The following is a 2,665-nucleotide window of genomic DNA, read 5'->3' on the forward strand; positions in this document are numbered from 1 at the left end:
GCGCCACACCAGCGCGTGCTCACCACGGCCGGCATCGAGCGCCTCGCGGGCGGCGGCGAGGTGGGCGGCCGCATCGTCGCCGGGGCGGTGCGCCAGCCACAGGCTCGCCGCCGGCCAGGCGCTGGAGAGCAGGCCGACCGCCGGCACCAGCATCAGCACGAGTTCAGCCGGATCGGCCTGCGCCAACAACGCCAGGCTGGCGGTATCGCATTCGGTGTCGGCCGCCCGCTCACAGCGGGCCACCAGCGCATCGAGCCGCGCGCAGTCGGCCACGTAGGGCACGTCGGCCAGCTGATCGCTCTCGGCGATGAACTCCGGCAGCGCATCGCCGAACTCGGCGAGGTCGCCGCGTTGCGGCGGATGCGCCTGCCAGAACGCGCGGGCCAGCGCGGCAAACGACTCCTCGCCCAGCAGCGCCTGCACGGTCGGGTAGCGTGCCGCCAATGCGCGTTCGGCCGAGGCGCCGCCGTTCGCCTGATAGGCCTGCCAGCCACGCCGCAGCCGGGCGCCCTGCTCGCCCACCGCAGCGGCCAGCGACGCGCCTTCATCGCGCGCCCACAGGCTGCGCAGCAGCGCCTGCTGGCGTTCGAGCTCGTTCATCGGTGGCCGGCCCCGGCGATCACCCGCTCGGCGTGCGCTGCCTCTTCGAGCAACACGGCCAGCGGCGGCAGTTCGGTGTCCCACTCGACCAGCGTCGGCCGCGGGCCCAGCCGCTCGATCGCATGCGCGAACACCCGCCACACCGGTTCGTGCACGCGGCTGCCATGGTCGTCGATCACGATGTCGGGCAGTTCGAGGTAGCCGGCCAGGTGGATCTCGCCGACGCTGGCCGCATCGATCGCGTCGATCCAGTCACAGGCCTCGCGCACCGCCTCGGCGTGGCCGTCGCGTGCGCGGTTCAGCCCGCCGACGTTCAGCCCGTTGACGACCAGGTTGTTCACGTCGAGCAACAACCCGCAACCGGTGCGGCGCGTCAGCTGGTTGAAGAACTCGGGCTCGCTCATCTCCTGGTCCTGCCAGGCGAGGTAGGCCGACAGGTTCTCGACCAGGATGGGCCGGCGCAGACGCTCCTGCACCTGCGTCACGTTGCGCGTCATCACGTCGAGCGCCTCGCGCGTGAAGGCGAGCGGCAGCAGGTCGTTGGCGTGCAGCAGTTCGGCACCAGCAGCAGCACCAGCAGGGCCGCCCGGCGCGCGGGCGAAGCTGGCATGGTCGGAGACGCGCACCGGCTCGATGCGCTCGGCCAGCCGCGCCAGCCGGTCGAGATGCCACGGGTCGAGCCCGCAGGCCGAGCCGAGCGAGAGCCCGATGCCGTGCAGGCTCACGTCCCAGCGCGAGCGCGCCTCGCGCAGCACGGCCATCGCGGCGCCGCCGTCGGCGAAGAAATTCTCGGAATGCACCTCGACGAAGCCGAGCGGCTGCCCGTGCCACGGGCCGTCCAGCAGCTCGGCATAGTGCGGCTGGCGCAAGCCGATGCCGACCGGGCGGTCGAGCGACGGCAGCGCGGCAGCACTCACCGCCGGCTCACTGCTTCTTGGCTTCTTCGGCGGTCTTGCCGCCCAGGCTCTTGCAGGTGCCCTTGGCGACGTACTTCCATTCGGCGGCATCGGCATCGACCTTGGACTGGCCGGCGCACGAGTGCGAGCCGGTCAGCGTGGCGCAGTCGTTCTGGCCCGCCTTCGCGATGCCGAAGCACTTTTCCTTGGCCTTCTCGTCGGCGGCGTGGGCCTGGCCCAGCAAGCCCAGGGCCAGCACGGAAGCGAGGGCGGACGAAGCGATCAGACGGTTGTTCATGCGGTTCTCCTATCGGGGTTCAGGGATGGCGTCGCCATCGGTGAAAAGATGAAACGACCCGCCTGAGTCGCGCTCGGGCGGGTCGTCTTACATCGGCCGACATCATGCCCGCATGAACGGGCCCCCTGTCACTGGGTGGTTTCCCAACCCCCGCCGAGGGAGCGGATCAAACCCACGGTCGTGGTGGCCCACGTACCGCGCAGCTTCACCGCCTGCCGCTCGATGGTCAGCAGGTCGCGCTGCGCTTCCAGCAGCTGCAGGTAGCTGTCTTCGCCGGCGCGGTAGCGCTTGTCGGCCAACTCCGCGGCGCGGCGCGCCGAGGCCACGGCCGCATCGGTGAAGCCCACCTGCTCGCGCACCGAACGCAGGCCGGACAGGTTGTCCTCCACGTCGGCGAAGGCCGTCAGCACCGACTGCCGGTAGTCGGCCACCGCGCCTTCGAGCTGCGCCTCGGCCCGCTTGACCGCGGCCTTGTTGCGCCCGCCGTCGATGATCGGCAGCGAGAACACCAGGCTGGTCAGCCAGGACTGCGCGTTGGTCTTGAACAGCTCGCTCAGCTCGTTCGACGCATAGCCGCCGTTGGCGGTCAGCGCGAGCGCCGGGAACAGCGCCGACTTCGCGACGCCGACCCGTGCCGTCGCCGCCGCCATGCTGCGCTGCGCGGCCGTCACGTCGGGCCGGCGCTCCAGCAGCGCCGACGGCAGGCCCGGCGGCACCACCGGCACGCTGGCGTCGAGCGCGAGCGGCTGGTTCTCGAAGGCGAAGCCCGACGGGGCCTGGCCGAGCAGCAGCGCGAGCGAATGCTCGATCCGCGCCCGGCTGCCGCGCAACGCGACCACCTCGGCCTGCAGCGTCGACAGCTCGGTGCGCG

General features: G+C 71.7%; 4 protein-coding genes. All 4 read right to left on the bottom strand.

Features of this window, described 5'->3' with window-relative positions:
• Window positions 1-600 (bottom strand): HvfC/BufC family peptide modification chaperone (locus AC1D01_RS29130; protein WP_477872628.1); only part of this gene is annotated, 600 nt, incomplete at its 3' end.
• A complete protein-coding gene (locus AC1D01_RS29135) occupies window positions 597-1,517 on the bottom strand; it encodes an MbnB/TglH/ChrH family RiPP precursor modification enzyme (RefSeq protein ID WP_477872630.1) in 921 nt (306 codons plus the stop codon). The genes AC1D01_RS29130 and AC1D01_RS29135, both read right to left, overlap by 4 nt.
• A 7-nt stretch (window positions 1,518-1,524) precedes the next feature.
• Entirely contained in the window at window positions 1,525-1,794 is a 270-nt protein-coding gene (locus AC1D01_RS29140) for a BufA1 family periplasmic bufferin-type metallophore (RefSeq protein WP_477872632.1), read from the bottom strand.
• A gap of 128 nt (window positions 1,795-1,922) precedes the next feature.
• Window positions 1,923-2,665 (bottom strand): efflux transporter outer membrane subunit (locus AC1D01_RS29145; RefSeq protein WP_477872634.1); only part of this gene is annotated, 743 nt, incomplete at its 5' end.

The organism is Rhizobacter sp. P3_B12 (assembly GCF_056402895.1).